This window comes from Cohnella mopanensis, from assembly GCF_022352055.1.
GTDB lineage: Bacteria > Bacillota > Bacilli > Paenibacillales > Paenibacillaceae > Cohnella > Cohnella mopanensis.
Genome location: NZ_JAKRWM010000009.1, coordinates 255,134 through 281,660, shown reverse-complemented (window position 1 = coordinate 281,660; position 26,527 = coordinate 255,134). Strand labels below are relative to the sequence as shown.

The following is a 26,527-nucleotide window of genomic DNA, read 5'->3' as shown; positions in this document are numbered from 1 at the left end:
TAGTTCCATATATCTCTTTGATCTCTTCAAGAGTGCTGCCAAACCAAATAAAAGGATAGCACCAATAACACAAAGGATAATTGGTGAAAGAAGCTCCGACCAAACTTCGTTCATTGTGTTTCCTCCTACAGTTATTATCCTAGTATTTTACACGCTTCACAATTGATCGACAATATTTTCCTTAAGAGAGAAGGATGCAGGATGGGTAACATCGTACAACTGGACACGATTCGTATAGAGCGACATAAGCCTCGTAAATGTACCTGCGATCCATATAATAAGAAGTTTACTGTCGATACGGTTAACCGCGAAGTAACATGCCGCTGTGGTCTTACGGTCGATCCCTAAGTGGCGATGGAACATTTAGCGCGGTATTACGACCGCTTGAACGATCAACATAAGGCAATAGATGAACAACGCCGCCAATGGCTGAAAGAAAAGCCATAATCGGTTATTTTCAAAGGCCTGGAACAGCATTACCAACGCGGTAAGATGCTGCCGAGCTGTCCGGAATGTAAACAAACGTTTGATTTCCGAAACATTACATTTTGGACGAATGCTGAATTGTACCGTAAGCGGAAAGCGTTTGAAGCAAGCAAATCCATCCCAAGAGAGGACGCTTCCTTGTACGGTATATTGTGTGCAACGAATACCGGGGAAGACCTCGCAATTATGCGATGGTAAAGAGAGACAGGGTCGCAGCTGTCTCTTTTTTATTTTCAAATTAAGGAGTTGGGTCCGTTGGCCGGCAGAAGAAGAGGTAAAAAGTATGGCGGGCTCAACCTACATAGAGACCGCAAAATGGATTTTTCGAGCCTGCAGCCAGAGAAGTGCCGAGGTTGCATTGAGGGTAGATGGGAAGGATCTGTGCAATATTGCCGCAAGCCAATCGGGTGTATAAAGGAGAGTAACGATGCTGAAGATGCTAAACAGTTGGTTAATGCGTAGGCTGTCACCCTCGCCGGCCAGTCGCCTAGAAATCGGAAAGAACGGAGGTCGCGTCGTTATGGAAGATCGGGATGATGGCCTTAACTTCTTTCGAGGACTGATCATGGCTTTTGGTATGAGTTCAGTTCTTTGGAGCATGATCTGGTTGATAGTATGGTGGATATTTCTGAAATAGAGGGATTTGCGTAAAATGGTGGAATATGTAAAATCCTGACAACATAAATTTCATCCTTGGAGGTTAAGTGCGGTATTTTCTTGGTTACAATGGCAAACGAATTAACGTTCCACTCGAAAAACAAGAAGCTATGAAGCTGCTTTTTGAAACCAAAGGTGCAATTAAAGGGTTATGCATCATGGTATATGATGATAATGATAAATTCATAAGGCAGATACCGAAACCTAAGTAATGCGGAATTCGCAGATTTTCCTTACGAAATACTCTCATTGTTGATCTTGATGCAGTAATCGCAGTAATCGCTAACTTCATAAATAAGTCATACACGCTGCACCTCACCATCTATTGAGGCAGAAACTAAAGATTGGTTATGGGCGGCGGCCTCAAGCTTATAGATTTTGTCGAGTAGAAAGCCGTACTTAAACATCTTTAGTCTCCTTAGCTTCCTGAGACTTTGATTCCAACTTAGAAGCGATCACTCGGAGGTTGTTGTCGATTGATTCTAGCTTTTGGACAATATGGTTGACTCGCCAGTACCATAATGCAATCTCGCGGATTAATAGGATAACCATCAATCCAGCAATTAAAATAATTACGAGCATAAGCCAGCTTTTTGTAACTTGATCCATGTAAATCGCCTCCTACGACACTATTCGTCATATTTGCAGGTAAATCCTTCCTTTTGTCGAATTGTTGTGTGAGGGAGGTAATGTTGATGCTACCAGTTATAGTTCAGTTGTCAGGAGCAATTTTATTAGCGATAATGGTTACTTCGCGTAAACGAAAAGATTATATCAAATTAACTTCTGTTGTGGTTCCTGTGGAGGGAAAAGTTCCGAGTAAACTACTGGATCTTCTCCAAGAGACGTGGATGTTTAGGTTTGGCTTACTGTATATTGTAATCGGATATTTGTTGCAAGTTGCAGAGATAGACGTGATACATTGGTTTTTAAGTACTCCTCTGTATGTAAGGGCTTTTCTTGTATTATGCATATCAATTGTAATAAGTATTATTGGCAAATATATTGCATTTAAATTGGAAAAATTTAGATTGAAGCACGCAAAACCTTTTAATCCACTAGAAGATTTTACAAATGGTCCAAACCATACAGATAAATCGCTAAGTGATGATGAATATGTATATAATTTTTACAAAAAGCATCTCAGACGAGGAATGTGGGTTAACGATAATAAAAAATTAGTATGGTTAGTTGAAGAATTAAAAAAAGAAAAACTGAGTAGTGAGCAAAGAATAAAATTAAGAGGCTCTATAACTGTAGATGAGATATCAAAAAATGATGTTTTTGGACTTTTGACTACAGCAGTTTCATTGATGGTAGCTGCAGTAATCGGATTCGTAGTTGCAGAAGTTCAATCAGAAAGCGCTATAATTAAAACTAATAGTTTTCTAGTAGTAATTAGTGGTATCGTAGCTTATATTCTGATATTAACACATTTAGCTAGACGTAAATCTAAGACAGCAATAGTAAAACAAAGTTTAAACAACTATGAAAGATTATTAGAGGTCTCAGGAGATGCTCTTGATAAAGATTTAAAAAAAGCACCCTAACCGGTGCTTTTTCTTTTGCTAAAATTGATAGTGAGGTGGTGGTATGAAGTTTGTTTATCCGATAAAAGACCCGAGAAAGGTCGAATCTATTAAGGATTTCTTGTTTATGAGGAATGAACGAGATTTCGTTATGTTTGTACTCGGGATTAACACAGGCCTTCGGATTTCAGATATCCTCCCACTTCGCGTCATAGATGTTAAGGGGACTTACATCGATGTTATTGAAGAGAAGACAGGAAAGCAGCAATTGATTAAGATTAACCGAGTTCTTCGCGAAGTGCTTGACCGTTATATTAAAGGAAAACCTGACCATGAATATTTATTCAAGAGTCGGAATAAGAAACACAAAACTGGGAAAATCAACGAACCTATCAGTTCGAGTATGGCATATAAAATAATAAGCGGAGCTGCTAAATGCCTTCTTACGTTTAATCTCTACCTACTGAACTCTCTTTCTTATGTCATCTGATTCTAAGGAAGATGAAATCCTGCGAATACACGAGCATACGTGAGATAATCAAATCATACCGAGGGAGCTTAATCGATTTATTGTAAGTGTACGAACCATGTTATTCTAACATACAAAAACCTATGTAACGAAAGACTTTTTACAGCTCTTTTACATAGGTTTTAAAACATGCACATTAGCTTATTGTTGAATATCCATATTCGATTCAAATAATTCATTTGCAACTTGAGATATTTCATGAACTGCATTTTCTAGTCTATCTTGTACTTCCGAGGAGTATATGCCCTCGTTAAAATAAAAGAAATTACTTATATCGACAAAACACAAAGCAAGTTTTTTAGGAACTTCCGATTTATCTTTATATTCTTTGGTTAACAACTTCATTGCTTCTATTAACTGACTGTAGTGCTGTTCATTTAACCCATCACCCATTCTTAATGATACTAATATTGAGTCCTCACCAAGAATATAGTTGTAAATTATATTAAGCGCGTCCTCTTTGCTCATAAATCCACTCCTCAATTATAGACATTTTTTGATAGCTGAGCTAGGAACATGTCCCTCAATTAAAACCTCTTTTGACTTGGCAGCGAAGTTTGCAGTTACGCTTCCTACACCTTGAGCCTTTGCTTTTTCAACAGTCGATTTGTCTAGGATGTTCCTGTTTCCTTTGACATCTGGGACAACATGATCTGTATCAAATGAAACCATACTCTGTCCTGGACTACGGTGTTTTGCTATTGCCTCTGGATCTGTACTTGTAGAAATAAATTGTGAACCCTTATTTCTTGAACCACTAGATACATGACCATGTACAGTCGTTCCTTTACCTGGTACTTTAGCTGATAGCCCTTTAGCGATATCTTCATCAAGTCTAAGTAGACGGTAAACAACAATTAACCCTATGGATCAATTTGACTATTCGGATCACTTACATATCCATACAAAGTCGGATTTCCCCCGTCAAGCCCTATCGGGTCAGGTTTCGTATACAGTCCCTCACGAGGTGAGTAGTAACGGTATATGATTTGATAACTCAATACTACCATAAAATAGAAGTTTGATATTCCATTATCCTGCCAGTTAGCTTAACAGAATGCCGATTGATTCAGCAGCCTGTTGTCGTTGTGCTATCGTGTCCCGTTAGCTTAGTTTTCGTTAATAAGTGATCATACTGTTATTTTGTTAATATCCATTTTTCTGCGTCCGAAGGTTTTGGTATCTGAACAATAGCTCTGTACGCGCGAAACCAAGCAGTATGTTGAGCTCCATTTAATTCATACGTTATCTGATAATGATCACCGAAATCTTTAGCCCTTGAAGGCTTATTAAAAGGAGTCTGATTAGAACGGACTTTTTGAATAGTAACTATCGTCCCTTCAATTGATTGGATTTTATCTTTTATTTCACATTTATTCATCTTCCCCTTATGTTTTCGGATTTGACCGAAGTATTTAGCAAATCTAACTCCAGTAAAAATAATTATTATAAATAGAAAAATGGAAATTTTTCCGTATGTAGGAACCATCTAAAAACTCCTTATCAAAAAATGATAGATCCCCTATGTAATATAAAGATGGGATAAAAATATTTAAATATGTACATTATTTATTATATAGATACTATGCAAAAAGAAGACAAGTAAATACGTTGGCCGGCGCGATGCGAATTGGATTAAGATCATCAACTATACGGAAGCTATCATACAGATCGCCGGCTACCGTAAGAACCAATTCGGATGGTCGGTACAATACAATGGACGTCCAGTTGGGATTATCGACCTTTCGGTCCCTGCCGCGCACCGAAAGGCGTTTTATGGCGTCGCTCGCAGTCTTGTGATGGGTGAGGACCGCCATTACGTGTATTTGGAGCCGCGGATTAGCGCAAAGGTTCGGTTTCGAAATTGGACTCGCGCGGGGATGTTGAGAAGTCCGGAGTTTGTTGGATTTGGAAAGTAATAAAGCCACCTTGAAATGGTGGCTTATGCTTGAGTTTCTTTTTGATTACTCCTTATACTTTTTATTAGTAGTGAAGCAGATTCTACAGCTTCTTTAGCGAAACTCATTTCCTCTCTACTGAAATTTCCAATCTCTGGCCACTTTATTTCCTCTGCTAGATGGTTAAGGATATCTGTTCGTACAATTGTTGTATCTTCCTGAGCGTATAATACCATTAACATATATTTGTCAAGAATTGACTTCACCTTTATTAGATATGTGGATGTATCAACAAAATGTCTATATTGCCGCAGAAACCATGCACTTAGAAATTCAATAAATAAAAACAGAAATGAACATGATGCAATTCCATATATTAATTGTGTTTCAAGTCCTCCCATTTTCCAAGAAAGTAACTGCCAAGTAATTATTGAAACAATAAAAAAGATGATTCCAAACTTTGCATAATTCGTACCTTTATCCAAGAGTATTGAAGCCTTTTCATCTGCAATTTTTGCCTTATGTTCAATTAATGATTTCATTTCTCTGAAGTATGCATTAAAGTCACTTTGCTTAGATTCTCCTTCGTTATTTTTTTCATGTTGATTAAAGTAGACGACGTTATTTTCCCCTGAAACATATATCTTTTTAGGCTCCTGTGCTTTAATATCGACTTTTTGGAAAGGTCCAGATCTCTCTTTTTTTAAGTTGAAAATAGGAAGTAAATATTTATAGAATGAATAAATAATAATAGCAACACCTATTATTGCAAGATAATACCTCTGAAGAAATTCATTAATATTCACTTTAAGCATAGAGATAGCGAAAATGCCTATTCCTCCATACATGAGTGAAACACCGATAAACATTTGTTTCCTTTTTTCTTTGTTTTCATCTTTTTCGTTGTTTGCTTGGTTTGTTTGAACATTAGGTGTTGAGTCTTTTTTATCATCAACAGCAAATTTCTTTTGGACCATCGCACATATCACCATTTCCTTAGTATTGTTTTCGTAATTCTACTGTAATTCTACGTTAACGACAATATTTAACATTATGTCGTGTGGATATTTTGTGTTTTTTTAGGCTTTCTCTGTGTGTTACTGGATTTTATACGTGTTATATTTATATCATCGGAAAACCGAACAGAGGACACCGCGGGGATATGGATATCCCAAAACAAAATATCTTGCGACTCGAAGGCTTGCCCATTGGCACTTAAAATCTTCGGCGCATGAATCGAGCCGGCCACTAGGTCGGCTTTTTCAATTGCGGTGAAAGTTCCGACGTCGGTTTTCCGATAGGATAGCGCCATTCGTGTGAAACGTCAACATGTTGTGTGCAAACTTCATTTGACGATCGGAGGCGCTTAACAAGGTTGGCAGCATAAACTGGAGGCTTACGAGTCACGATGGTACGTTGTCGCCAATATGACATCTGCCGGTGCTACTGCAATTTCCTTCTCTGATTTCGGACAACCGATAGTTACAGTTATTAATAGTATCGCGGTAGCTCTAGCAGTGGTGTATGCTCCTTCAAAGTTAGAATCTCGTACCTCCTTTAGCAAATTTCGGCAGCATATCTTGCCATGAAATGGATGTCGGTACTGGACCGTGCATATGAGCTTTGACCTCCCGGACATTCGGAAACCGGTATACGACAGGGAATTGACGACCCAAGCGATAGAGGATGTATTCGAGCGTTACCGGTATTTCAAGACCGTTGAGTTCGAGGAGATCGAGGCGAAAGTCACCCCGGTTTACGAAGAAAGAACAGGCGGCAACACGGGAGTCACAAGTGATTCTACAGCCAACATTGCAATGCGGAATGTGGATGAGCCGAATGCGCGGCTGATGTATATCGCTAAGGTTGAGCGCTGCGTTAATCATCTCCCGCTTCCACAACAGAAACTAATCCGCTTGAAATATATGCAGGATGAAGAGGTATACGATTACCAGGTATATCAAATTGAACTCGGGATCGCGGAAGGCACATTCTCTAAGCTTCGGTGGAGGGCGTTTGAGATGCTGGCCGGAATGTTGAAAGTTGGAGTATTGAAACAGAAGGGAGATACTCGGGATGGAAAGAACTGATATTGAGAGTTTACCGGATTCATTGGAAGTGAAAGATATTCAAATGATTCTGAATTGCGGCAGGCGGCAAGCGTATGAACTAGTAGATTCAGGTAAGTTTCATATAGTGCGTGTTGGAAATAAGATTAAAGTATCAAAACGGTTATTCTTCGAGTGGTATGAGGGAAAAGAGTTCGGAGAATTTCTGGAAGCTAAGAAGCGCGGGTAAGACTACCGCGCTTTTTTTAATTGTTGGCACCAGATTGGCACCAGTTACGCTTTAGTTGAATAAAGGGCACCAATCCGGCACCAGTTGATGCAAAATAGGGATTTTACTACAGTGATGGTGTTGAACAAAAAAGAAGAGAGCCCTTATGGTTCTAAGGCTCTCGGTCGGTTATGTATGGTGATCTGAACAGGGATCGAACCTGTGACCCCCACCCTGTCAAGATGGTGCTCTCCCAGCTGAGCTATCAGATCATATTTTTTAACGGCGACAAGTAATATAATAACAAGTTGCGAATGCGAAGTCAATTGGTTTTTAAATATTTTTTTTACACATTTCACGCCAAGCTTTGAAGTCGAAAATTCGCATGAAATAGGGATGTTTCTCGTTCCGCCGACGTACAAATGTAATAGCGGTAATCGGCGGGAGGAACGAAGAATGAGGGATGCGGCTTTACTTGCGATATGGCTGATAGGGCTGTTTAGTTTGATTGGCTGTGTTTTGACAGCGGTTGCTCGCTTCGTAAGGAAGGACTCGATGAAGTACGATAGGCAATTTACTTGGTGGGCATTCAGGAACTGGGATGGCGATCGTACTAAAAATACAATCTCGGAAAGCAAGCTCGAGGACATGTGAGAGGGCTCTTATGCAAAGGGGTGGTTCACCGTCGATTGCGACGGGGAACCACCCCTGATCGGGTTTACTCTTCTTCGTCCCATTTGCGGGAATAAGCTTTCTTGGTGGCCCAAAGGACTACCCAGATGAGCAGGACGGCGATGACGGCTCCGAATATGAACGTAGCAAGCAAGGGATAACTTCCTTTCGTGCGTGGGTATTACTCTATCATACCGGATTGGACGGTAAAAGTTAACTCGTTGACCTCGTAAATCCGTTGTTGCTCGACGAACTTCATTGGACCGGTACGACCGATAAAGTCAGGCTGATCATCCCCATAATGCATCAGATATACGCGCTCCTGTATATGCGTCGGCAAGGTAAGTAACTGAGACAAGCAGGCATGGACGACACCCGGGGGATGCAATTGGCAATCATGGAAGATCAACTGGACTCCCCGTTCTCTAACCAACGATTCCAATAGTTCAGGGTCGAATACGGTGTCTCCAGAATAGAAGAAGAAGTCATTAATGAGCAAAGAATAGTTGGCTTTATTCGGAATATGTTTCGTAGCGATTAACTCTACGCGCAACCCCGGTAGAACTTCTTGCACGACTCCTGGAGTAAGAGGGCGTACTTCGAAGTAATGTTCTAGCGAGTCCGTCGGTTCCTGCTGCAGCCCGCCTTTCAAGGAATATTCCCAGAGGGGCTCAACGAGTGCATCGGCTATGTATAGAATCGGCTTGCGACCGTAAACGAATTTCATTTGAAAAGCTAGCTCCTCTAAACCACCCATATGATCGGCATGTATGTGAGTAATCAATATGGCATAGAGGTCATTAAAGCTATATCCGAGCTCGTGGAGCGCTTTAGGCCCTGTTATTCCGCAATCCACTAATAGGTTTAGGCCATCGACCGTAAACAGAGCGTTGTTATTATTGAAAGCTTTGGCGAAGGCGCTGCCCGTACCTAACATTTGAAGTTTCAAATCGATACCCCCTGCACATGGATGCGGTTTCGTTTCAATAAAAGCTTACATTAATGTACCATAATTTACCTCGTTAAGTAAGAAGGCCGCGAAAAAATCGGTATCGCCGCTGTGACGCTCTGGGCGGGATTCGCATAGTCTGTGGAGAAGTTGTTTTCTCCTATGCGCTAGCGAAAGGAAGATTCCGATGTCGAAGGTGAACAAGAAGAAGAAATCGGCCGCGGCGGCTGAGCAGAGAAGGGCACAAATGAAAATCGTGACTTCCGATGTATGTGCCGTATGCAAGACTCCATGCCGGCGAGGACTTGACTATCTGGAGCATATGAGGACCCCCGGTTCCATCGGTTATGGCGTTCCTTGCGTGTTAACGTTACCGGGTCGCAAACCTTAATCCGGCGGGCGATCGCTTGCTTGTTATCGTACATTTCCCAGGCAAGCGCAACGTTCGTCATGATGTGACATTATAGTGAAATTAGCTTAATTAAAAAAGGTTAAGAAAATATTTTTTTGATGCGCAACTTTCCGCCCGGCCGTCGGTATAACCAATTACAGACGAGGAAGTGAGTCGGTGAAGACGGAGGATGCGGATAATGAAGGTTCGTAAGCTGATTGTGTTAACGTTAACTTTTACTTTACTCTGCGGTAGCGTAGCTTATGCGGCGGATTCGGTTACGCAGAAATTGCGGGTACTGATCAATAAGAAGTGGGAAGACGGCAGTGACGCTGTTATCGTGGATAACAAGACGTATATTTCATCTCAATTGGTATCCGATAAACTTCAGGCTATTTTGTTAATGGACGATAACGACAAGAAAGTCACGATATACAAGCCTAACGTTCATATGTCTACCGTTCATAAGAGCACAACCTTTAGAGAAGTCCAGAAAGACCAGCCTCTTGATTTCAACGTATTCATTACCGTAGATTCGCTTAAAGTGGATATTAGCGCATTGAGGCTAACCATCGCGGACACCTACGGAGCGGAAACGACGATCTGGACCCAGAAGTCCGGAGATAGCGATTTCCCGGACAAGAAGTATGATTTCGGGCTTACGATCAATGTCAGTTCGTATACTTTTGCCCAAGCAGGCCCTTACACGCTTCGTTTCTGGATGAAGCCGGCAGGGGAATCCGCTTATCAAGTCGTCTCCGAGAAAGTTCTTGCTTCCAAATAATGAAGGTACAACGCCTAATCCGTCATGCGGTTTAGGCGTTTTTCGTTTGACCCCCGTTACCGGAAGTGATACGATACGTGAGTAGGTAAAATCAACCGATTGAACGGAGGTTCGCCATGAGCGATCATGTCCACGACGAGAATTGCGAACATGACCACGAAGAAGCCGTATTTATCGTAACAGACGAAGACGGCAACGAACACGAGATGGTGCTCGTGTACACTTTTGAAACCAATGATCGCGCATATGCCGTTTTATTGGACCGCAACGATCCAGAAGATGACGGCGTTATTTTCCGTGTCGAAGAAGAAGGCGAAGACGAGGTTCTCGTCAACATCGAAGACGATCAAGAGTGGGAAACGGTCATGAAGGTATATGAAGAGTTAGCTGCGCTAGAGAACGAGAACGGCTAAGCTTCTATCATCCGAGATGAACATCATGCACTAACAACAAAGAGCCAGCATCCTAAGGGATACTGGCTCTTTGTTGTTCCTATCTATTGGGTTATCTTATCATTCAATTACTTGCGCGGGTTGAAATAGATTTTACGGCCGTTGAACATTTGCACTTCGGCTTGCAATTGCTTGCCAATCCATTTGCACAATTCGTTGGCTTTCGATTTGTCGCCATGCGTAGAATCGTTAGGCAATACGAGTTGGATGTAAGGGATGCTCGTTCCTTCATTGTCTCGCAAGCCTGTTCCGACCACGATATAACGGTATAGAGGATTGGTTCCTTTCAAGTAGAACCATTGCCCATTGGCATCGGCCTTGCTCTCGATGCTGTAAGGGAAAGCCGCCTCGGCGTAATCCCAGCCTAGCTGCTGGCCGGTTAACGTCATTTGCGCTTGATAATGATTAAGCTGCTCCTTGACGCCGTTCAGATCGATTTCGGCAACAGTCGAGCCTTGCACAAGAGAAATGTAAGCGCTTTGACCCATCGGATCCACCCCCACGCCCATGATAGCATTTCCCAGTTTTGTTGGCAACGGGTACCAATTGGATTGAGGGAGTCAACGATCCTAGCCGTCGTGAAAAAAAAGGCCTGCAGCCCGGTAGAACGAGCGCAGACCTTTAACTTAGGATATCGCCGTCTCTTCCATAATGACCTTTACGTTCGTTACGGAACGATCTTCCGGCCCTTTGACCGGAAGTCCGACTTCTAAGTGATCGATGATATAATCGATATTTTCTTGCGATACGATCTCGCCAGGCAACAAGATAGGAATTCCCGGCGGATAGACGTATATAAACTCCGCAATGATTCGGCCTGCGGATTCCTTGAACGGTACGAGTTCGGTTTCGCCGTAGAAAGCATCCCTAGGCGTCAAAGCGAGATGAGGGATCTCCGGTATAATAACGACGACTTCCTGAATTTCTTTCGTATCGGCATGGTAAGCATCGGACATAGCTTTGAGCGACTCAAGCAGAATAGCAATGGACGCTTCATCATCTCCGGGAGTAATGAGACAAAGAATGTTGTACATGTCACTGAGCTCGACTTCAAGCCGGTAATGCTCGCGCAGCCAATTTTCCGCGTCGTACCCAGTAATGCCCAAGTGGCGAACATGGATAGTGAGCTTCGTTGGATCGTAATCGTACGTTGCCTCATCTCCTAATAGGTCTTCACCGAAGCTGTACAGCCCTGGAATTTGGTTGACGGCTTCACGGGCTTTTCGTGCAAGATTTACCGTTCTATCCGCAATCTCTTTCCCTTTAAGGGCTAGCTGGCGTCTAGCGGTATCCAGCGAAGCGAGCAGCGGATAAGAAGTGGAAGTTGTCATTAGCAAGCTAAGAATCGTCTGTACGCGCTGCGGATTGACCAAACCTTTGCGGACGTTCAGGATCGAGCTTTGGGTCATAGAGCCGCCAAGCTTATGAATACTCGTAGCAGCCATGTCCGCACCTGCCTGCATAGCGGATAGCGGCAGCTCATCGGAGAAGTGGATCAAAGCGCCATGCGCTTCGTCTACGAGCACGGGAACGTCGTATTCATGCACAAGGTCGACGATCTCTTTCAGGTTCGCGCACACTCCGTAATAGGTAGGGTTAATGATAAGAACCGCTGCCGCGTCCGGATGGCGCTCTAAGGCTCTGCGTACCGACCGAGTCGTAACGCCATGATCGATCCCCAGGTTCGTATCGCGAACGGGGGACAGGAACACAGGTCGTGCGCCCGCGAAGATAATAGCCGATAGAATCGATTTATGGACGTTGCGGGGGACGATGATTTTGTCGCCGTTGCCGCATACGGATAAGATCATGGTCATGATCGCCGTACTCGTGCCTTGTACGGAGAAGTATGTCGCGTCCGCGCCGAAGGCATCGGCAGCCAATTGCTGCGCTTCGAGGATGACGCCGACCGGTTGATGCAAGTCGTCTAGCGGCGCGATATTTATCAAGTCGATGTCAAGAATGTTTTGTCCGATATAATCGCGATATTCGGGATCCATTCCAGCGCCTTTCTTATGGCCCGGAATGTGAAATTGCACCGGATTTTGCTTCGCGTGGTCACGCAATGCGTCGAATAATGGGGTACGGTTATGATCCAAGAGGAGTCCCCTGCCTTTCTCAAACTTGCATCTAATGGATTCGGATATTTAGTACAAACAAGCATGAGTATAACAAAAATAGTGGGGAAATCAACCGCTGTCTATTCGAAGCGAATGTTGTCACTAAAACGTCAACGATCAGATTTGGAACAAAGCGTTCGATATGCTACCATTTAGAGTAGATTTATTAAGCGAATGTTACTCGTTATCGACCCAAACAGAGGAGAGAGAAATTTCTGTGAAAAGCAAATTAGCTATCGTAGGACTTATGCTCTTTACGATTTTTATCGGATTCGGCATCATTATACCGGTACTGCCCGAATTGGTGACGGAAGCAAGCAAAGAATCGGCGAATTGGCATACGGGCGCGATGCTTGCGGTCTATTCCTTAATGTCGTTCCTTCTTAGCCCAGTATGGGGTGGGCTGTCCGAACGAATCGGACGTCGCCCTGTCATCATGATGGGGGTTATGGGATTCGCGATCAGCTTCTTGCTGTTCGGCCTTTCGGGGGATAATATCGTGATTATGTATGCTTCCCGAATATTAGGTGGATTGTTCTCCGGAGCGGTCGTTTCCTGCATCGTGGCTTACGTTGCGGATATCACGACGGAAGAGGAGCGAACGAAGGGGATGGCGGTCGTCGGGATGAGCATCGGGCTCGGCTTTACGTTTGGTCCGGGCTTCGGCGGTTTCCTAAGTGAAATAACGCTTCATACTCCGTTCTATGCGGCAGCTGCTTTATCGTTAATCGTATTTATCGCGGCATGGTTCAAGCTTCCGGAATCGCTACCGCCGGAACGTCGGGCTACGGGAGAACAGAGTAAACGCGTTTCCCGTTGGACGGCATTCCAAGGACCGCTTAAATTTTTGTACGTGCTAGCGTTTTTCGTCACGTTCTCCTTGGCCATCTTGGAAGCAACGCTTCAATTGTTCGGGATGGAGAAGTTCGGGGTTACGCCGCTGCAGGTAGGTATGATGTTCTTCTTCTGCGGATTAGCGGGTGCGCTCGTACAAGGCGGAATCGTCCGTAGGCGGGTGAAGCGGGGTCAAGAAGGGCAATACATCGCCATCGGCCTTATCATCTCGGCGGTAGGATTTTTCTTGCTGCTAACAGCGAACAACTGGGGAATGGCAACGGTGTACTTGTGTATCTTCGGTATCGGCAACTCGCTCATTAAACCGTGCGTCACTTCTCTTATCACGCAGAAGACGACGGTTGGTCAAGGGATTGCGTCAGGGCTTAGCTCTTCCATGGACAGCTTGGGACGTATCGTCGGACCGTTGCTCGGAGCGGCCTTGCTCGGAGCGACATCGTGGCTGCCTTTCGTCGTATCGGGGGTTCTCTCCATCGCTGCACTTGGCTTGTTGGCGCAATTCCGCGTTCAAGATCGTCAGAAGGCTCAAGCCTGACAAAGCGTAATACAACTTATCATGAACTAATGAAGTCGGAACTTCATTCATCGCAGCCGGGGGCAATCGCCTCCGGTTTTTTCGTGCGCTCGCGGAAAATGACTTTCGTCACTTGAGATGAGTGACTCGTTGCACCTACGGATATTTGTCTGGGCATATACAATAAGAATCAGACAGCGGCTGCAGTTCAGTTCACATTCGGTTCATAATCTTACCTTATGGTAAGGGATGGGAATAGGAACCAAGCAATCCAGATGTAGCCAAGATCAGACTTTAGTCTAGGATGAAGTCCGGTCTCCGGTCGTTTCTCGCCATGCTGGCTATTCCGTTATGCTGAAAGAAATAAATCGTTGGAGTGGAAGGGGAAAAACGAAGTGAAAAGTTTGATCAATGGTGCATTCCGCAATAAAGCGGCGATGATTATCATCGTCATCATGGTATTGGCAATGGGGATTCTTAGCTACACAAAGCTGCCTATGGAATTCCTGCCCGAGGCGGATAATCCGCAAGTGACCGTGTCCGTCATAGGACCGGGATACGACGCTTCTTCGATAGACAGAACGGTGACGGGGCCGTTAGAAGCTTCCTTGTCCTCGATTAAAGGAAAGACGAACGTATTCTCGTCTTCCGGAGACGGCTTCTCCCAAGTCAATCTGAATTTTGATTCCAACACGAACATGAAGGAAGCGAAGCTGGAAGTCGAGAAGGCGGTCAGCTCGGTTAAATTGCCGGCTAACGTATCGACACCCTATGTTGTCCAACTCAATACGTCGATGATTCCGATCTCGTTCGTGACCCTCACTTTCGCCGATGGCGTCAGCGATGCCCAGAAAGAAATGTTGGAGCAGCAAGTGCTGGATGAATTCAAGGCGATCGACGGCGTCGGCAACGTGCAACTGTCGGGTAAATCGCAACCGAAAGTAAGCATCGTTCCCGATGTTGCGAAGCTAACGGAGAAAGGCTTGCCGCTTCAATCGTTGTATAGCGTGCTGCAAGGACGGGATGCTTCAGCTTCCGTGGGCGAGAGTACGTTGGACGGTCAAACCGTGAATTTGAACGTATCCGCAAGCGTGCAGGACGTGGAGACGTTGAAACTGCTTCCGGTTGCGCAAGGCGTTAAGCTTGGCGATGTGGCTACGGTAACTTTCGACGATGCGAAGGAAAGCCTGTTCCGTATCGGCGGTAAGGATGCATTGGAATACGTCATTTCCAAAGGAGCGAATTCCAACGCCGTTCACGTAGGCAACGAAGTGGACAAAATCATAGAGAAGTACAACGAAGAAAACAAGTCCGTTGACATGAAAGTGTTCATCAGTACATCCGAACAGGTTGTACACTCCGTGAACAGCATGATGCGCGAAGTATTGCTAGGCGCATTATTCGCGACAATCGTTATTCTGATCTTCATGCGCAACGTTCGCGCGACGCTCGTGACGATCGTATCGATTCCGCTGTCGCTGGCGATGACATTGTATTTGTTAGACCTATCCGGCATTACGCTTAATATTCTGACGCTCGGCGGGGTCGCCGTAGCCGTCGGACGTTTGGTCGACGATAGCATCGTCGTTATCGAGAATATTTTCCGCAGGCTTCAGAAGGAGAAATTCTCGACGGAGCTCGTCATTGATGCGACCAAAGAGGTGGCTAGAGCAATTACGGCTTCTACGCTGACTACGGTTGCCGTATTCTTGCCGATGAGCTTGCTGAGAGGCGGCTTGCAATCGTTCTTACTTCCGTTCGCTTTAACGATGACGTATTCTCTATTATCTTCATTGCTCGTAGCCTTGACGATCATTCCGTTAATGAGCGCGGGTGTGCTTAAAAATTCCACGATCAAAGATCATCAGCCTTCCAAACGTTTCGTAGCATTCCTGGAATGGAATTTGCGCTTCAAGTGGCTGCCGATTATCGTAGCCGTCGTGCTGCTCGTATCGTCTGTCGGGACATACTTCGCAATGCCTAAAGGCGCAATCGATTCTTCGAGCGCGGAAAACTTAAACGTAAGTTTGGAATACAAACCGGATATGCCGATCGCCGAAGTGCTCGAGAACGGCCATAAGCTTGAGACTTATCTGATGAACCGGGATGAAGTAGAATGGGTTACGATGATGAACGGCAATAGCTCCGACGGAGCTAAGTACGGATCGGTGTCTTCTCCGACGCTTGTTTCTTACATGCTGAAAATGAAAAAAGGCGCAGACGCCGAGAAAGTGATTGAAGCCGTGAAATCCGAACGGGCGAACTATCCGGGCGCCGAATTGAATTCGGGAACGGGCAATTTCCTATCCAGCGGAAGCTCGACACAAGTCATCATCGACATCACGGGCAACAACCTGGATGAGATTGGCAAGACGGCAGAAGAAGTCATGGCCAAGATTAAGCCGATCAAGGACGTTCTTAAGGTCGAAAGCAATCAACAAGAGAGAAAAACCGTCTATACGTTGGAAGTGAAGCCGACGGAAGCGAAGGCCGCCGACATCGCCATGCAGTTGCAAGGGATGCTGAATCCCGTTCCCGTAGGTGCGATTTCGGTTGACGGGCAATCGGTTCAAGTCATGCTGGAACCGGTATTGAAGCCGAAATCCGAAAGCGAGCTGAGCTCGCTGACCGTCATGACGGATACAGGGCCAAAGCCGGTATCCAATGTGGCTAAATGGGTGAAGACGGAGCAAGCGACGACTTTCTTCCACAAAGACGGAAAAAGTTACGTTCGAGTAACGGCTTCGGTTGAACCTTCCCAATTGTCTAAGGTCGGCGCCGAGATCAAGAAGCAGGTGAAGGATGTGCAGACGCCTGAAGGAGTTAAGCTGATCGTGGGAGGAGCTTCCGCGGATCAATCGGCGGATATCATGAGCCTGTTCATGATGATGCTCGTGTCCGTCGGGATCGTGTATTTGATCATGGTGTTTACCTTCAAGACTCTTAAAGCGCCACTGGCCATTATTAGCTCGATCTTATTCATTCCGATTGGAGCCGTTCTTGGCCTGATCGTCACGGGAATCACGCCGGACTTTACGGCAATCTTCGGAGTCGTTATGCTCGTCGGGATCGTCGTCACGAATGCCATCGTCTTGATCGACCGCGTGAAGCATAATGAAACGGACAGAAACATGACGATTCGCGAAGCGTTGCTCGAAGCGGCAGGCATTCGGATGCGTCCGATTCTTATGACGGCGATCGCCACCGTCGGCGCGATGCTCCCGTTAGTGTTCGGCTCATCGGAAAGCGGCAGCATCGTCTCTCAGAGCCTTGCCATCGTCGTGATCGGCGGCTTGGTCGTCTCGACGTTGCTCACGCTCGTCATCGTTCCTTGCCTGTATGAGCTGCTATACTTCCGCAAGTCGGCGAAACAACGCCATAAGGCGGCAGCGAATAAAGAGATTGCGGCATAAAATCCAACATAAAAAAGCCGAGGACTTTGGTCCTCGGCTTTTACTATGTCGCACTAGGTTCTAACTGGATTATGCAAATGTCATCCGATACAACGGAAGCAAGGTGCGAAACGTTTGGTCCACGAGCTTCACGAATGCATCGCCGTTCGCAAGCACCGGATCTCCACGTTGAATGTGTATCCCGCAGGTGAGCTCGGAAGCTTTTACGCTTCTAAGGCGTTCGAATAAGTCAGCCAATTGGTCATCCGTTTGCTCGCTATGTATAAGACCCGTCGGAACCATATGATCCTTAGACCATACGAAGTCGGAGGGAACGGAGCGGCGAATGGAATCGAGCTCAGCCAGCGCACGTTCGGCGAAGACGTTCTTGTTCGGACATTCGTAGATAATGGCGAATTGGACAAAGACATGCGTAGACCACAAACCTACTTGAAAGTGGGGATGGGCTTTGTAGCCGCGCTTGTTGTTGGCGAACGCGACCCATGAGTCGTTGGGCGCGTTGACGGTTCTGCGGGCGTGCTTAGCGACATGGGTAAACATCGGTTCCCCGCACAGTTCCTCTAGCGATGCGTTGATGCGTTCCCCGAGTAGATGAAACTTAGGTCGGACACGGTCTATGAGTGCTTCCATGCGCGATTCTAGTCCGTCGATCTCGAATACTTCGAAATCCCGTTGGTCGAATCCGTTAAAAGCGATAACTGCGGGTGTGCTCATGAAGCAATCTCCTTGCTATAACGTAATGTTTATTTTTTTAAATAAAAGATTGCGATTTGCGTTCGGTCGCGAAGCGCCAGCTTTCCTAATATTTCGGATATATAATTTTTTACCGTGCCTTCGCTCAGGAATAAGGCTCCCGCAATTTCTTTGTTGGACTTACCGTCGGCGATATGCCTTACGATATCTTGCTCGGCAGGGGTAAGCCCCCTATCCGATAGATCTTTCTCGGAGCGGGAGGAATTCTCGTTCGAATTCATATACGAATGAGGCTCGTCACGAGAGTTTAACATGCCCGCAAGCTTGCGCGCAATGTCAGGATGGATGAGATGATTGCCTTCGTGCACCGATTTAATGCCGGATATGATTCGTGCCGGGGGAACGTTCTTCAGTAAATAACCGTTGGCACCGTTGCGTATCGCTTGAACGATATACTCGTCGTCGTCGAAGGTGGTCAGAATGAGCACCGAAGGAGGGCTGTCGAGTGTCTTCAGTTTGCGAGTTCCTTCCACTCCATCGCAGACGGGCATTCGAATGTCCATAAGCACGATGTCGGTTTCCGGATGCTGCTGCGCGAATTGGTAACCTTCCTCTCCATTGCCGCACGTACCGATGACTTGCAGCTCCGGGTCGAGATCAAGAATCAGTTTTAAGCTTTCGCGAATAAAGGGATCGTCGTCTACTATTAGAACTTGAATCATGGATTCATTCTCCTTCTGCTCGTTGGCTTGCCTCGTGTATGGGCACCATCGTCGAGATGACAAAACCGTTCTCCAGAGAAACCTGGAGTTGCCCGCCGATGACTGTTAATCTATCTTTCATTCCCTTTAAACCCAGACCGTCGGAGACGGACTCGGGGATTGAACCGTTATTTTTGACGTTCATAATCACTTCGGCTTCATAGAAATCGAGAGTAATCTCGACGGCGCTAGCGCCGCCATGCCTAACCGCATTCGTGATGGCTTCTTGCGCGTTTCTGTACAGGACGAATTCGATGCTCGGATATAGAGGGAACGGTTTGCCTTTGAGCTCGAAGCTTACTTCGATTTGCAAATCCCGTGCGGCGTCCTCGATAAGGCGATGAAGGCCATATTGCCTTGCGTTCTGTTTTTCGACCGGCTGAAGCTTGCGGACGGTATAACGCATGTTGTTCATGCTCTCTTCGAGCTGCCCGCGTACTTGTTCTACCATTCTTATAGCTTGCTGAGGATGCTGCTCCATTAGCTGCAAAGCGGCTTCCGTCATCATTTTCACCCGGATTAGCCTGTGCCCTAGATCGTCGTGCAGCTCGGTCGCGATCCGACCGCGCTCTTGAACCTGGGCATAACCCTCTACTTTGCGGGCATATTCCATAGCCCTCGCCCGCTCTTGCTCTAGTTGGTCTTGGTATTCGGTTAAAGTTTCTATTTTGCGCTCTAGCTTCTCTTGCATCCGATTGGCGTTAAAGATTACGGTCAGAAGAAGCGTGAAACCTATCCAAACGAGATTAGCGATCCAGCTGGCCTGCGCGCTATCCGCTGTGACCGAGTTAACAATGATGCCGGACAACAGAACCATTGACGCTATTTCGACGGGCCTGCGGAAATAAAGGTATGCCGAGATTAGCCCGGAGTAAACAAGGAAATAGAGAATTCCGCCATAGGTATACGCGAGCCAACCGAATCCGATCATCTGAACGGGTAGCAAGAGATAGACAAATCTCGGTGCAAATGCCGTTATTCTCACGATTAGCAGCGCCAATAAAATGTAGCTGACGTATTCAGAAGTCGAGGGAATAAACGTGATGAACATCGTAGCAATCGAAGGCAATAAAATGAACAAGTGCTTAAGCCATACGAGCAGCGAACGCATGAAGGCGCTCCTTCCAGTGGATTGATAAGGAATATTATAACATTGAAAAAATGACTTTTGTCACCTTCGTCCAATCAATTGTGATGACTAAGTGTACGTGCGCGAGCGAGGGGTTGTCGATTAGAATAGAATTAACGAGATGGAGAGGGGAATAACGGTCATGGCATTGGTGGAATTCAAAGGAGTCGTCAAAAAGTATGAAACTCATATCAGCGTTAATCATTTGAATTTAAATATAGCGCAAGGCGAAATTTTCGGTTTGCTTGGTCCTAATGGCGCGGGCAAAAGCACGACGATACATTTGCTTGCGGGATTACTTCCTTTGGATTCGGGAGAAATCATGCTGGACGGATATTCCACGGCCAAAAACCCGCTCGAGGTAAAGCGGCGGATCGGACTAGTTCCGCAGGATCTTGCCATCTACGAGATGTTGTCCGCCCGCGAGAACGTCACCTTCTTCGGCAAGCTTTTCGGATTGAAAGGTACAGTGCTTAAGGAGCGGGTCGAGGAAGCGTTAGCGTTCACGGGGCTGCAGAATTATGCCAAAGACAGACCGGGCACATTTTCCGGCGGGATGAAAAGAAGGCTGAATATCGCCTGCGCTATTATGCACCGCCCCAAGTTAATTATTATGGATGAGCCGACGGTCGGCATAGATCCGCAATCCCGGAATCACATTCTGGAATCCGTCAAAAAATTGAATGCGATGGGATCGACCATTATTTATACGAGCCACTACATGGAAGAGGTAGAAGCTATCAGCACCAAGATCGGGATAATGGATCAAGGGAAGCTTGTTGCGCACGGCACCAAAGAGGAGCTCGTTCAACAGGCAGGCCTTCAAGAAAGATTGATGATCGAGACGAATAAGATGACGGACGACGCGGCCGAAGAAATCCGCAAGCATCCACGCGTGTCATTGTTCCATATTAGGGAAGGCACGCAATTGGAGCTTGTTCTGCAGGAATCCCAAACCTATCTTCAAGATATCTTGTTTATTTTGAGCAAACATAGTTTGAAGCTGCAAAAATTAACCCGCGTGGAGCCGGACCTGGAAAGCTTGTTTTTGACGCTGACGGGACGCACGCTACGGGATGGAGTATAAGAAAAAGGGATATAGGAAGCGGGGGTTCTCCATGAGATTGGCTTTATTAATGGCATGGAACGAGGTTGTTCAACTTATTAGAAGCCGTACCGTTCTCCTCATGCTGCTGGGACTGCCGCTTCTGCTTATTTTTCTGCTTGGAAATACTTTGGAAAGCGACTCTAAGCCGGTCAAGCTGTCCGTATTTGCAGAAGGGTCGGAGTCCATCGTAGAAAAGTTTAAAATCTATTTAACATCTTCGGACGCGGAATCGCACTTTGACCCTCTTTTTCGTGAAGACGAAGAGACCGTTAAGGAAGATTTGCGCTCAGGCAAGTCCGATTACGGAGTCGTGGTGCTTGATGGCGCCGTTCGATATTATCCAGGCAAGTTCATCGAACGTAATTTGATTGCCGAATCCGTTCTTAACCGACTTGTTTCGGAAATGAAGCTTAGGCATTCCGCGAATGCCGTGCTGCCCCAATTATCCGATGAGCAATTGAATGCCGCCATTTCGTCAACGGGCTCGCGCGATTTCGTTCAAATCGGAAATCTGGTGGCGAGGAACAGCGCCGATTTCAACAATTTCTCGGCTCTGCAGTATTATTCGGTCGCTTATTTGATCATGTTCCTTCTCTATTCCGGTATGACGGCCGCGATCAGCTTAGCGGAGGAGAGGAAGGATGGGACGTTACTACGATTGTACGCGATGCCTATTTCCTTGAATGCGATGCTCTTCGGCAAGTTGCTGGGCGCGACTTTCTTTGCCCTTATTCAGGCAGCCATCATCGTCGTTTTCACGAAAAGTGTGTATGGGGTCGATTGGGGTACGGATTACGCCGGTATTGCGGCCGTCTGCCTGCTCGTATCCGTCGCTACCGTGTGCTTCGCTGTTATTATTTCATCCTTCTTGCGAAGCCGCAGGGCTATCGAATCGATATTCAGTTTATTGGTCGTCTCCATGACCTTCTTGAGCGGGGGGATGATCGCGGATCTGGGTCCAACCGTTAGGAAAATCGGTAAATTTACGTTAAACCATTGGGCTAACGAAGCGATTCGTACGATGATGGCAGGGGGCGCGCTGCGGGATAACTTGCAAGTCATCGGGATTTTGGGCGCGATCGCGGCCGTTCTCCTTGCTTTGTCCGTCCTCAGATTTCGAAAGGCGGTGGCGCTGGCATGAGCAGTCTCATTATTGCCCAACTGAATATTCGTAGAACGATCGGCAGCCATAAAGGCTTTATCTCTTTTGTGCTGATCCCGATCTTAGTCATTTCCGCTATTGTCGGCATATTCGGCAGTTCGTCGAATGATAAAGTGAACATTGCGGTCAGGGATGAAGATGGAGGATGGTTAAGTAAACAGATCATTTCGAGCATGCTCTCCATTGATACCTACCAAGTGAACGAGCCTACGGGGAGTCTTGTGCAATTAAAGCAAGAGGTCTACGATGGCAATTTGGGAGCCGTCGTGTACATTCCGTCGGGATTCACGGATTCGCTGCTAGTGGGCGGTGACTCGGCCGTTCAACTCTTTCGGAAGAGCGAGCAACTATGGAACGTATCTCTCGGAATCACTTTAACGGAAGTGACGGAACGGATTGTCCGCAGCGTCCGGCTCGCATCGGAGGCTAATCCTAACCCGCAGCAAAAGGTAGAGCTAGTCCGCAAGCTGTTGGATCAGCAACAGGAGAATCCTTTCACCGTTAAGAGCGAACAACTCGTCCATCGCAATAATAACGCATATATTCTCGTTATCGGCCTTATGCTCATGTTCGTCATGATCATGGTTAACCAATCGATACATGGCATTATAGAAGATCGCGAGAACCGGACGATGGCTCGTATATTCTCGGCTCCGGTTAGGGCTTGGGAAATCGCATGGGGTAATTTTTTAGGCTGCTTGCTGTTAGGAACCTTTCAACTAGTACTAATCTTAACCGGGACGCGTTATGTTCTAGGATTCGATTTCGGAGTGTCTTTCGGCGAGTTGCTCGTCATCATGGAGTTTTTCTTGCTTGCGGCCATAGGCATTTCTACGGCTGCAGCCGGATTGATCAAAAATTTCAAGCAGATAGGCAGCATCAACCATCTCGTCGTCATCCCGACCTGCATGTTAGGAGGCTGCTTCTGGTCGACATCGATGATGCCCGATTTCATGCAGAAGCTATCGAACTTCGTGCCCCAGAGATGGGCTATCGTCGCGCTTGAGCGAGTCTCTTCCGGTGCGACCTTGTCCGAAGTCTCCTTAGAGATCGGTATATTGCTCTTGTTCGCCGTTGTCCTGTTAGCTTACGGAGCTTACGTACTGAAGCCTTCCCAAAGCTGAACATAGAGCCGCCTGACCCGCTTCGAGACCGAAGTGGGTTATCTTTCGTAAAAAATAGGAAGGAAAATAGTCAAGAAACCAAGTTGCCATAACATAAGATGGAGTATAAGATAGAAGTAAGCCACAATATTCAGACAATTCGGTCAATATCTCAAACCATGCGATTAATGCAGGAGGGGGGATGGCCGTGAACCGCAGTCATGAAGTGGAATATTGCAACCTGGAGCTTCGTTTTGACCGTCGCCAAATTCAGAATCTGATCCGAGAACTGATCCAGGAAGGTTATTCCCTGTACTGGAACGAGAACGAGCATCAATTCATCGTATCCGTAAGAACGGGGCGAAAGCTGCTCAAGCTGAGGTTCTTGAGGGTGCTCAATCGTTACAAAATGGTAGGAGACTATCTGGTCAAGGATGAGAAGCTGGCGCAATGGATCGAGAAGCTCATTAACGATTCCCGCGGCCACGCCATTGTGAAGAGGTTCCACGACCGCCAAGTGTTAAGAATCGAGAACATCATGTTCGGTGAAATTATCCGTCTCGTGGAGGTGTCCGGCATGGAACATCGGATTATTTTTCAAAAACGGCCGCAAGTTACGGTTGAAGACATGGTGCAAGCTTTCAAGTCCAGAAGAGCCGAGCAGCGAGCGGGTGTCCTACGTCTTGAAATCGATTACGAATTAGCCGTCCTTCACGAAGCGATCGTGAACGAATGGCCAGAGGCCATCGAAACGTGCAAGGAAAAGCTTAAAGGCATGCGGACCGAAATGCTGCTATTGGAGCTGTAACGGTGAATTTCCTATGACGAAATATTCCTATAAACAACAAAAGCGGAGTTCCTTCAACATCAAGGAAATCTCCGCTTTTTTCTGTTGAACGAATAATAAGTATCAATAGCTTGAAGTTGTTATCCTTGCGCGAACTCCAACTCGATGTGGATTTTGATCGCATCGCCAACAAGCAAACCGCCGGTCTCGAGAGCGGCATTCCAAGATAAGCCGAATTCGGAACGGTTGATCACTCCGTCAGCGACTACGCCGAATTTCGTGTTCCCCCATGGATCTTTGGCAGGGCCTGCGATTTCGGTTGAGAGCGTAATGGATTTCGTCACTCCTGCGATCGAGAGATCGCCCGTTAGGGAAAACTCTTCTCCGCCTTTGGATTCGAGAGCCGTTTTCTTGAATGTAATCTGCGGGAATTGCTCGGCGTTGAAGAAATCCGGCGATTTCAGATGGCCGTCGCGTCCTTCGTCTTTCGTATTAATGCTGTTTACGTCTATCGAGAGATTCGCTTCCAAGGCAGTAAGGTTATCGACGTCCGCCGTAACTGTCGCATCAAAATCGTTAAAGCTTCCGCGAACGTTCGTGATCATCATATGACGTACGCTGAAAGTAATGCCGCTGTGAGACTTATCGAGAATCCAATTGGTTGCTGCCATAATGAACATCTCCCTTTACTTTTTATATTTACTATTAAATAATAAGTATTGTAAAAAAGCAAGAACAAAATTGGCGATGAGTGGAAATTCAAATGATGGTTTTCATCTGGGCGTAAAAAGAGTACAATAATCCTATTGTGAAAATTTTGTACTAAAGGATGAAGAAAACTATGTCGAATGCAAACATTGGTGTCGTCGGCTTAGCCGTTATGGGCCGCAACCTTGCTCTTAACATCGAGAGCCGTGGTTTTACCGTTGCGGTATATAACCGCTCGAGAGAAAAAACAGATGATTTGCTGAATACGGATGGCAAAGGCAAGAAACTCGTGGGCACGTTCTCGGTCGAAGAGTTCGTGAATTCCCTTGAGAAGCCTCGCAAAATCCTGATCATGGTTCAAGCGGGCGCGGGAACGGATGCGACGATCGAATCCCTCATTCCGCACTTGGATCAAGGCGATATTATTATCGATGGCGGTAACGCTTATTTCCCGGATACGCAACGCCGCAGCAAAGATTTGACGGCCAAGGGTTTCCACTTCATCGGAACGGGCGTTTCCGGCGGAGAAGAAGGCGCGCTTAAAGGACCTTCCATCATGCCGGGCGGACCTGAAGAAGCTTATCGTTTGGTTGAACCGATTCTTACCGGCATTTCCGCTAAAGTAAACGGCGACCCTTGCTGTACATATATCGGACCGGACGGTGCCGGACACTATGTCAAAATGGTGCACAACGGGATCGAGTATGGCGACATGCAACTGATCTGCGAAGCTTACCAACTGCTTAAAGACGTGCTTGGCGTGTCTACGGACGAGCTTCACAGCATTTTCGGCGAGTGGAACAAAGGCGAGCTGGACAGCTACCTGATCGAGATTACGACGGATATCTTCGCACAGAAGGATCCAGAAACCGGCAAGCCGATGGTTGATGTTATTCTGGATGCCGCGGGCCAAAAAGGAACAGGAAAATGGACAAGCCAAAGCGCGTTGGATCTTGGCGTGCCGTTGTCCATCATTACGGAATCCGTATTCTCCCGTTTCCTGTCCGCGATGAAGGAAGAGCGCGTTGCCGCAAGCAAAGTGCTTAAAGGACCGAAAACAAAAGCGTTCCAAGGAGATAAAGCAGCGTTCATCGAGAGCGTCCGCAAAGCTCTATTCGCTAGCAAAATCTGCTCTTACGCGCAAGGCTTCGCGCAAATGCGCGCGGCTTCCGACGAGTACGGCTGGGATTTGCGCTACGGCGATATCGCTATGATCTTCCGTGGCGGTTGCATCATTCGCGCGCGTTTCTTGCAGAACATCAAGGATGCTTACGACCGCGAACCGCAACTTCGTAACCTGCTACTCGACGAGTATTTCAAAAACATCGTCGAAACTTACCAAGACGCATGGCGTGAAGTCGTGTCCACGGCTATCGCATACGGCGTTCCGGTTCCTTCGTTCGCTAGCGCTATCGCTTACTACGACAGCTACCGTTCGGAGCGTCTGCCAGCTAACTTGCTGCAAGCGCAACGCGATTACTTCGGAGCTCATACGTTCAAGCGTTTGGACAAAGAAGGTTCCTTCCACCACAACTGGATGAATTCTTAAT

At 46.3% G+C, this 26,527-nt stretch carries 28 protein-coding genes and 1 tRNA gene; 16 read left to right on the top strand and 13 right to left on the bottom strand.

What is annotated here, in order from left to right:
- The first annotated feature begins 201 nt into the window (after positions 1-201).
- On the top strand, positions 202-348 hold the full coding sequence (locus tag L3D05_RS15920) for a hypothetical protein (RefSeq protein WP_239617289.1): 147 nt from the start codon (positions 202-204) through the stop codon (positions 346-348).
- A gap of 1,194 nt (positions 349-1,542) precedes the next feature.
- Here the strand turns inward: L3D05_RS15920 and L3D05_RS15915 are convergent.
- Positions 1,543-1,752, bottom strand: a complete 210-nt coding sequence (locus tag L3D05_RS15915) for a hypothetical protein (protein WP_239617288.1) — start codon at positions 1,750-1,752, stop codon at positions 1,543-1,545.
- Positions 1,753-1,838: 86 nt separating this feature from the next.
- Here L3D05_RS15915 and L3D05_RS15910 point away from each other — a divergent pair, with 86 nt between their 5' ends.
- Both L3D05_RS15910 and L3D05_RS15905 read left to right on the top strand, forming a co-directional pair.
- Positions 1,839-2,693, top strand: coding sequence for a hypothetical protein (locus L3D05_RS15910; RefSeq protein WP_239617287.1), 855 nt, complete (start codon positions 1,839-1,841; stop codon positions 2,691-2,693).
- A 43-nt stretch (positions 2,694-2,736) separates the two neighbouring features.
- Positions 2,737-3,162 (top strand): tyrosine-type recombinase/integrase, encoded by a 426-nt coding sequence (locus tag L3D05_RS15905; protein ID WP_239617284.1) that lies wholly within the window; start codon positions 2,737-2,739, stop codon positions 3,160-3,162.
- 180 nt (positions 3,163-3,342) lie between these two features.
- On the opposite strand, the gene L3D05_RS15900 is transcribed toward L3D05_RS15905, so the two are convergent.
- The 4 genes from L3D05_RS15900 to L3D05_RS15890 all read right to left on the bottom strand — a co-directional run bounded on the left by L3D05_RS15900 (position 3,343) and on the right by L3D05_RS15890 (position 6,076).
- Positions 3,343-3,669 carry a hypothetical protein gene (locus tag L3D05_RS15900; RefSeq protein ID WP_239617283.1) on the bottom strand — a complete coding sequence of 109 codons (327 nt, stop codon included), beginning with the start codon at positions 3,667-3,669 and terminating at the stop codon, positions 3,343-3,345.
- 395 nt (positions 3,670-4,064) lie between these two features.
- Entirely contained in the window at positions 4,065-4,211 is a 147-nt protein-coding gene (locus tag L3D05_RS26770; RefSeq protein WP_369417982.1) for an RHS repeat-associated core domain-containing protein, read from the bottom strand.
- Between the two features lie 128 nt (positions 4,212-4,339).
- Positions 4,340-4,690, bottom strand: coding sequence for a hypothetical protein (locus tag L3D05_RS15895; protein ID WP_239617282.1), 351 nt, complete (start codon positions 4,688-4,690; stop codon positions 4,340-4,342).
- Between the two features lie 453 nt (positions 4,691-5,143).
- Positions 5,144-6,076 (bottom strand): hypothetical protein, encoded by a 933-nt coding sequence (locus L3D05_RS15890; protein WP_239617281.1) that lies wholly within the window; start codon positions 6,074-6,076, stop codon positions 5,144-5,146.
- 639 nt (positions 6,077-6,715) lie between these two features.
- Between L3D05_RS15890 and L3D05_RS15885 the strand changes: the two genes are divergently transcribed.
- Positions 6,716-7,189, top strand: a complete 474-nt coding sequence (locus tag L3D05_RS15885) for an ArpU family phage packaging/lysis transcriptional regulator (protein ID WP_239617280.1) — start codon at positions 6,716-6,718, stop codon at positions 7,187-7,189.
- Positions 7,176-7,397: a helix-turn-helix domain-containing protein gene (locus L3D05_RS15880; protein WP_239617279.1), complete on the top strand. Its 222-nt coding sequence runs from the start codon at positions 7,176-7,178 to the stop codon at positions 7,395-7,397. The genes L3D05_RS15885 and L3D05_RS15880 overlap by 14 nt, the downstream gene beginning before the upstream one ends.
- A 175-nt stretch (positions 7,398-7,572) precedes the next feature.
- Here L3D05_RS15880 and L3D05_RS15875 read toward each other — a convergent pair.
- Positions 7,573-7,648: transfer RNA gene (locus tag L3D05_RS15875), tRNA-Val, on the bottom strand.
- Between the two features lie 184 nt (positions 7,649-7,832).
- On the opposite strand from L3D05_RS15875, the gene L3D05_RS15870 reads away from it, so the two are divergent.
- Complete coding sequence (locus L3D05_RS15870) at positions 7,833-8,030, top strand: hypothetical protein (RefSeq protein ID WP_239617278.1); 198 nt, start codon at positions 7,833-7,835, stop codon at positions 8,028-8,030.
- Positions 8,031-8,229: 199 nt separating this feature from the next.
- Here L3D05_RS15870 and L3D05_RS15865 read toward each other — a convergent pair whose 3' ends face one another.
- Complete coding sequence (locus L3D05_RS15865) at positions 8,230-9,003, bottom strand: MBL fold metallo-hydrolase (protein WP_239617304.1); 774 nt, start codon at positions 9,001-9,003, stop codon at positions 8,230-8,232.
- Between the two features lie 181 nt (positions 9,004-9,184).
- Here L3D05_RS15865 and L3D05_RS15860 point away from each other — a divergent pair, with 181 nt between their 5' ends.
- The 3 genes from L3D05_RS15860 to L3D05_RS15850 all read left to right on the top strand — a co-directional run bounded on the left by L3D05_RS15860 (position 9,185) and on the right by L3D05_RS15850 (position 10,585).
- Positions 9,185-9,388 (top strand): hypothetical protein, encoded by a 204-nt coding sequence (locus L3D05_RS15860; RefSeq protein ID WP_239617277.1) that lies wholly within the window; start codon positions 9,185-9,187, stop codon positions 9,386-9,388.
- 199 nt (positions 9,389-9,587) lie between these two features.
- On the top strand, positions 9,588-10,172 hold the full coding sequence (locus L3D05_RS15855; RefSeq protein WP_239617276.1) for a hypothetical protein: 585 nt from the start codon (positions 9,588-9,590) through the stop codon (positions 10,170-10,172).
- A 116-nt stretch (positions 10,173-10,288) separates the two neighbouring features.
- Positions 10,289-10,585 (top strand): DUF1292 domain-containing protein, encoded by a 297-nt coding sequence (locus L3D05_RS15850; protein WP_239617275.1) that lies wholly within the window; start codon positions 10,289-10,291, stop codon positions 10,583-10,585.
- 107 nt (positions 10,586-10,692) lie between these two features.
- On the opposite strand, the gene L3D05_RS15845 is transcribed toward L3D05_RS15850, so the two are convergent.
- Positions 10,693-11,112 carry a DUF1885 family protein gene (locus L3D05_RS15845; protein WP_239617274.1) on the bottom strand — a complete coding sequence of 140 codons (420 nt, stop codon included), beginning with the start codon at positions 11,110-11,112 and terminating at the stop codon, positions 10,693-10,695.
- A gap of 138 nt (positions 11,113-11,250) precedes the next feature.
- Entirely contained in the window at positions 11,251-12,723 is a 1,473-nt protein-coding gene (locus L3D05_RS15840; RefSeq protein ID WP_239617273.1) for an aminotransferase class I/II-fold pyridoxal phosphate-dependent enzyme, read from the bottom strand.
- Positions 12,724-12,961: 238 nt separating this feature from the next.
- Here L3D05_RS15840 and L3D05_RS15835 point away from each other — a divergent pair, with 238 nt between their 5' ends.
- Positions 12,962-14,134: an MFS transporter gene (locus L3D05_RS15835; protein ID WP_239617272.1), complete on the top strand. Its 1,173-nt coding sequence runs from the start codon at positions 12,962-12,964 to the stop codon at positions 14,132-14,134.
- Positions 14,135-14,508: 374 nt separating this feature from the next.
- Positions 14,509-17,526 carry an efflux RND transporter permease subunit gene (locus L3D05_RS15830; RefSeq protein WP_369417981.1) on the top strand — a complete coding sequence of 1,006 codons (3,018 nt, stop codon included), beginning with the start codon at positions 14,509-14,511 and terminating at the stop codon, positions 17,524-17,526.
- 69 nt (positions 17,527-17,595) lie between these two features.
- Here L3D05_RS15830 and L3D05_RS15825 read toward each other — a convergent pair whose 3' ends face one another.
- The 3 genes from L3D05_RS15825 to L3D05_RS15815 are packed head-to-tail and all read right to left on the bottom strand — an operon-like array spanning position 17,596 to position 20,091.
- Entirely contained in the window at positions 17,596-18,240 is a 645-nt protein-coding gene (locus L3D05_RS15825) for a YktB family protein (RefSeq protein WP_239617271.1), read from the bottom strand.
- Positions 18,241-18,269: 29 nt separating this feature from the next.
- Entirely contained in the window at positions 18,270-18,941 is a 672-nt protein-coding gene (locus L3D05_RS15820; RefSeq protein ID WP_239617270.1) for a response regulator, read from the bottom strand.
- Positions 18,942-18,945: 4 nt separating this feature from the next.
- Positions 18,946-20,091 carry a sensor histidine kinase gene (locus L3D05_RS15815; RefSeq protein WP_239617269.1) on the bottom strand — a complete coding sequence of 382 codons (1,146 nt, stop codon included), beginning with the start codon at positions 20,089-20,091 and terminating at the stop codon, positions 18,946-18,948.
- Between the two features lie 160 nt (positions 20,092-20,251).
- On the opposite strand from L3D05_RS15815, the gene L3D05_RS15810 reads away from it, so the two are divergent.
- From L3D05_RS15810 to L3D05_RS15795, 4 genes are all read left to right on the top strand, one after another.
- The gene (locus L3D05_RS15810) at positions 20,252-21,196 is read left to right on the top strand and encodes an ABC transporter ATP-binding protein (RefSeq protein ID WP_239617268.1); all 945 of its coding nucleotides are present in this window, start codon (positions 20,252-20,254) and stop codon (positions 21,194-21,196) included.
- 31 nt (positions 21,197-21,227) lie between these two features.
- Complete coding sequence (locus L3D05_RS15805) at positions 21,228-22,358, top strand: ABC transporter permease (protein ID WP_239617267.1); 1,131 nt, start codon at positions 21,228-21,230, stop codon at positions 22,356-22,358.
- The gene (locus L3D05_RS15800; RefSeq protein ID WP_239617266.1) at positions 22,355-23,503 is read left to right on the top strand and encodes an ABC transporter permease; all 1,149 of its coding nucleotides are present in this window, start codon (positions 22,355-22,357) and stop codon (positions 23,501-23,503) included. The genes L3D05_RS15805 and L3D05_RS15800 overlap by 4 nt, the downstream gene beginning before the upstream one ends.
- 187 nt (positions 23,504-23,690) lie before the next feature.
- Positions 23,691-24,290, top strand: a complete 600-nt coding sequence (locus tag L3D05_RS15795) for a YkzI domain-containing protein (protein ID WP_239617265.1) — start codon at positions 23,691-23,693, stop codon at positions 24,288-24,290.
- A gap of 119 nt (positions 24,291-24,409) precedes the next feature.
- On the opposite strand, the gene L3D05_RS15790 is transcribed toward L3D05_RS15795, so the two are convergent.
- Positions 24,410-24,940, bottom strand: a complete 531-nt coding sequence (locus L3D05_RS15790) for a YceI family protein (RefSeq protein WP_239617264.1) — start codon at positions 24,938-24,940, stop codon at positions 24,410-24,412.
- A gap of 170 nt (positions 24,941-25,110) precedes the next feature.
- Between L3D05_RS15790 and gnd the strand changes: the two genes are divergently transcribed.
- Complete coding sequence (gnd, locus tag L3D05_RS15785; RefSeq protein WP_239617263.1) at positions 25,111-26,526, top strand: NADP-dependent phosphogluconate dehydrogenase; 1,416 nt, start codon at positions 25,111-25,113, stop codon at positions 26,524-26,526.
- Position 26,527 lies beyond the last annotated feature (1 nt).